Below are 4,957 nucleotides of genomic sequence, written 5' to 3'. Positions count from 1 at the left end.
ACCCTGGTGACGCCGCGTCCGATGTGCGCGAGCTGGCCCTCGGCGCTGCCGCCGTGGTGCCGGGCGAACGTCGTCATCTGCTTCGCGAGCCGCTTGGCGTGCCCGGCCGTCCGGCGCTGTGCCTTGTCGGAACCGGTGTCGGGGCCGGCGTCGGGCGCGGCGTCGGGCCCGGTCTCTGCGGCCTGAGGGGAGTCGGCCTGCTCGGTGTCTGCCATGCCCAGGATGCTACCGACGGGTAAGAGCCTGTGTCACGAGAAATGGATACGGGCGGGACCGGTGGCCTCGGCCACCCGCCCCGCCCGTATCCACGAGCCTGAGATGCGAGCCAGGATTCTCAGCGCAGGAAGGGGTCCACCGCGACCGCCACGAAGAGCAGCGACACATAGGTGATGGACCAGTGGAAGAGCCGCATCTCCTTGAGCTTGGCACCGGTCACCCCGGCCTTGGCGCGGGCCATCAGCCCGTGCGCCTCCTTGAGCCACCACGCGCCGGTTACCACGGCCACGGCCGGGTAGAACCAGCCCGTGTACCCCAGCGGCCACAGCGTCAGCGACACGGCGACCATCACCCAGCTGTAGATGACGATCTGCCGGGCTACCACGGTGTTGGAGGCGATGACGGGCAGCATCGGCACGCCGACCCGCGCGTAGTCCTCCTTGACCTTCATCGACAGCGGCCAGTAGTGCGGCGGCGTCCAGAAGAATATGACGAGGAAGAGGACGGCGGCGGCCCAGGAGACCGAGTTGGTGACCGCGGACCAGCCGATGAAGACCGGCATGCAGCCCGCGATGCCGCCCCACACGATGTTCTGCGACGTGCGCCGCTTGAGGACCATCGTGTAGATGACGACGTAGAAGAGGAGCGCGCCCAGCGACAGCGCGGCGGACAGCCAGTTGACGAGGAGTCCGAACCACAGCGTCGAGACGACGGCGAGGGTGATGCCGAAGACGAGGCCCTCGCGCGGCGAGATCAGGCCGGTGACCAGCGGGCGCTGGGAGGTCCGGTCCATCATCGCGTCGATGTCGCGGTCGATGTACATGTTCAGCGCGTTGGCGCCGCCGGCGGACAGGTAGCCGCCGAAGCAGGTGGCCAGCACCAGCCACAGGTTGGGAACGCCCTGTTCGGCCAGGAACATCACCGGCACCGTGGTGATGAGCAGCAGTTCGATGATCCGTGGCTTGGTGAGGGCTACGAACCCCTTGACACGGGCCCCGAACGGCCGGTGGCTAGGGCTCGTAGCGAGCACCCCCGCAGGACGGGATTCGACGGCCGTCACGCACACCCCTGGTTCAGTGACTTCAGCGGCAGGCGCCGCGATAAGACCCAGCAAGCACCGGGCGTGATGACCCGGTAAAGACTTGCGCGTACCACGCCACTCTAGACGTAGCGGATACCTCGGCCTTCGCGGGGGTGGGCCCGTGTTGGCGGACGTCCCGCTTCGGAGGAATGGCCCCGCTCAGGAGGCGGGGCGAGTCCTTCGCGGGCACTCTGGAGTCACGGCCGCCACCTGGGCGCCGGGAATGTTCGAGCCGTGCGTCCCGTTGGCCCGGAAGTCGGGTCAGGCAACCGACCGCACGTCGAAAAGGTGCACGTTCCGGCGGGGGTAGGCTCGACAGCGCCCGGCTGACACACCGTCCCGCGGCACTCGACATGTGGAGAGGAGCCCTGACTCAGGGTGAGCACCAAGCCGACCACCACAGACCTCGACTGGACCGATCTGGACCAGCGGGCCGTAGATACCGTCCGCGTCCTGGCCATGGATTCCGTGCAGAAGGTCGGCAACGGCCATCCCGGTACGGCCATGAGCCTCGCGCCCGCCGCGTACCTGCTGTTCCAGAAGCTGATGCGGCATGACCCGAGCGACGCCGACTGGACCGGCCGCGACCGGTTCGTCCTCTCTCCGGGTCACACCAGCCTCACCCTCTACATCCAGTTGTACCTGTCGGGGTACGGCCTGGAGCTGGACGACCTCAAGTCGTTCCGCACCTGGGGCAGCAAGACCCCCGGCCACCCCGAGCACGGCCACACCCGCGGCGTGGAGACCACCACCGGCCCGCTGGGACAGGGCATCGCCAACGCGGTGGGCATGGCGATGGCCGCCCGCTACGAGCGCGGCCTGTTCGACCCGGACGCCGCCGCCGGCGCCTCGCCCTTCGACCACACCATCTGGGCGATCGTCTCCGACGGCGACGTCGAAGAGGGCATCTCGGCCGAGGCGAGCTCGCTGGCCGGGCACCAGAAGCTCGGCAACATCGTCGCGATCTACGACGACAACCACATCTCGATCGAGGGCGACACCGAGACGGCCCTCTCCGAGGACGTGCTCAAGCGGTACGAGGCGTACGGCTGGCACGTGCAGCGCGTCGAGCAGTCCGCCAACGGCGACTTCGACGTCAAGGCCCTCTACAAGGCGCTGAAGGCGGCCCAGGCCGAGACCGAGCGCCCCTCGATCATCGGCGCCCGCACGATCATCGCCTGGCCGGCCCCGAACGCGCAGAACACCGGCGCGGCGCACGGCGCGGCGCTCGGCGACGAAGAGGTCGCCGCGACCAAGAAGGTGCTGGGCTTCGACCCCGAGCAGACCTTCCAGGTCGAGGACGAGGTCTTCGCCCACGCCCGTGAGGTCGTCGACCGCGGCCGCGACGCGCACGCCGCCTGGAACAAGCGGTTCGAGGAGTGGCGCGCCGCCAACCCGAAGCGCGCCGCCGAGTTCGACCGGATCGACGCGGCCGAGCTGCCCGACGGCTGGGAGAAGGCGCTGCCGTCCTTCCCGGCCGGCAAGGCCGTCGCGACCCGCAAGGCGTCCGGCGAGGTCCTCAAGGCGCTGGGCGGCGTGGTCCCCGAGCTGTGGGGCGGCTCCGCCGACCTGGCCGGCTCGAACAACACCACGATCGACGCCTCGTCCTCGTTCCTCCCGGCGGGCAACCCGCTGCCGGAGGCGAGCCCGTACGGCCGTACGGTGCACTGGGGCATCCGCGAGCACGCCATGGGCTCGACCATGAACGGCATCGCGCTGCACGGCAACACCCGCATCTACGGCGGCACCTTCCTGGTGTTCTCCGACTACATGCGCCCCGCCGTCCGGCTCGCCGCGCTGATGCACCTGCCGGTCACGTACGTGTGGACGCACGACTCCATCGGCCTCGGCGAGGACGGCCCGACCCACCAGCCGGTCGAGCACATGGCCGCGCTGCGCGCCATTCCGGGCCTGAACATGGTCCGTCCGGCCGACGCCAACGAGACGGCCATCGCCTGGCGCGAGATCATGCGCCGGCACAACGCCAAGCCCGCGCCGCACGGCCTCGCCCTCACCCGGCAGAACGTGCCGACGTACGAGGCGAACGACGACGCCGCCAAGGGCGGTTACACCCTCTTCGAGGCCGAGGGCGGCCGTCCGCAGGTCATCCTGATCGGCACCGGCTCCGAGGTGCAGCTGGCCGTCGAGGCCCGCGAGGCGCTCCAGGCCGACGGCATTCCCACCCGCGTGGTGTCGATGCCGTCCGTCGAGTGGTTCGAGGAGCAGGACCAGGCGTACCGCGACGGCGTGCTGCTGCCGGACGTCAAGGCGCGCGTCGCGGTCGAGGCCGGGGTCGGCCTGACGTGGCACCGCTTCGTCGGCGACGCCGGCCGGATCGTCTCGCTGGAGCACTTCGGCGCCTCCGCCGACTACAAGGTGCTCTACCGCGAGTTCGGCCTGACATCCGAGGCGGTCACCGCCGCGGCCCGCGAGTCGCTCGCCGCCGCCGGCCGCTGACGCCCGTATACGACAAGTAGGAGATGCAATTTCCATGACGGACGCACTCAAGCGCCTCTCCGACGAAGGCGTCGCGATCTGGCTGGACGATCTGTCGCGCAAGCGCATCACGTCCGGCAACCTGGCCGAGCTGATCGACCAGAGCCACGTCGTCGGCGTCACCACCAACCCGTCGATCTTCCAGAAGGCGATCTCCTCGGGCGACGGTTACGAGCAACAGCTCGCCGACCTCGCGGCCCGCAAGGTCACCGTCGAGGAAGCCATCCGCATGATCACGACGGCGGACGTCCGCGACGCCGCCGACATCCTGCGGCCGGTCTTCGACGCGACGGACGGCCAGGACGGCCGGGTCTCCATCGAGGTCGACCCGCGCCTGGCGCACAACACCGGGGCCACCGTCGCCGAGGCCAAGCAGCTCGCCTGGCTGGTGGACCGCCCGAACACCCTCATCAAGATCCCGGCCACCAAGGCGGGCCTCCCGGCGATCACCGAGACGATCGGCCTGGGCATCAGCGTCAACGTCACGCTGATCTTCTCGCTGGAGCGCTACCGCGCGGTCATGGACGCCTACGTGGCCGGTCTGGAGAAGGCGAAGGCCGCGGGCCTGGACATCTCCAAGATCCACTCGGTGGCGTCCTTCTTCGTGTCCCGCGTGGACACCGAGATCGACAAGCGCCTGGACGCCCTCGGCGGCGACGCCAAGGCGCTCAAGGGCAAGGCCGCCCTGGCCAACGCCCGCCTCGCCTACCAGGCGTACGAGGAGGTCTTCTCCTCGGACCGCTGGACCGCGCTGGAGGCCGCCGGCGCCAACCGGCAGCGTCCGCTGTGGGCCTCGACCGGCGTCAAGGATCCGGCCTACAAGGACACCCTGTACGTGGTCGACCTGGTCGCCCCGAACACGGTGAACACCATGCCGGAGGCCACCCTGGAGGCGACCGCCGACCACGGCGAGATCACCGGTGACACGGTGCGCGGCACGTACGACGAGGCGCAGAGCCAGCTCGACGACCTCGCCGCCGCCGGGATCTCCTACGACGATGTCGTACAGCTTCTGGAGGACGAGGGCGTCGACAAGTTCGAGGCGGCCTGGATCGACCTCCTGAAGTCGACCGAGGCCGAACTCAAGCGTCTGTCCCCCTCGGAGGCGTGACCTTGTCCCCTGTATCCGCAAGCGGAGTCAACCCGCTGCGTGACGCACAGGAC

The 4,957-nt window shown here is 69.6% G+C and carries 3 protein-coding genes and 1 pseudogene; 2 read left to right on the top strand and 2 right to left on the bottom strand.

Going from position 1 to position 4,957, the window contains the following annotated elements; all coding sequences use genetic code 11:
- Positions 1 to 215: pseudogene (locus ACFU99_RS32850) on the bottom strand (hypothetical protein); the annotation flags it as partial.
- 119 nt (positions 216 to 334) lie between these two features.
- Positions 335 to 1,282, bottom strand: coding sequence for a heme o synthase (locus ACFU99_RS32845; RefSeq protein WP_384398988.1), 948 nt, complete (start codon positions 1,280 to 1,282; stop codon positions 335 to 337).
- 393 nt (positions 1,283 to 1,675) lie between these two features.
- On the opposite strand from ACFU99_RS32845, the gene tkt reads away from it, so the two are divergent.
- Positions 1,676 to 3,754 carry a transketolase gene (tkt, locus tag ACFU99_RS32840; RefSeq protein WP_384398986.1) on the top strand — a complete coding sequence of 693 codons (2,079 nt, stop codon included), beginning with the start codon at positions 1,676 to 1,678 and terminating at the stop codon, positions 3,752 to 3,754.
- A gap of 34 nt (positions 3,755 to 3,788) precedes the next feature.
- The gene (gene tal, locus ACFU99_RS32835) at positions 3,789 to 4,904 is read left to right on the top strand and encodes a transaldolase (RefSeq protein WP_384398984.1); all 1,116 of its coding nucleotides are present in this window, start codon (positions 3,789 to 3,791) and stop codon (positions 4,902 to 4,904) included.
- Positions 4,905 to 4,957 lie beyond the last annotated feature (53 nt).

Source organism: Streptomyces sp. NPDC057654, assembly GCF_042800135.1.
Lineage (GTDB): Bacteria > Actinomycetota > Actinomycetes > Streptomycetales > Streptomycetaceae > Streptomyces.
This window is presented reverse-complemented; position numbering and strand designations above follow the sequence as displayed.

Coding starts and splice junctions, on each gene's coding strand:
- tal (WP_384398984.1), top strand. CDS start 3,789: ATGACGGACGCACTCAAGCGCCTCTCCGACGAAGGCGTCGCGATCTGG.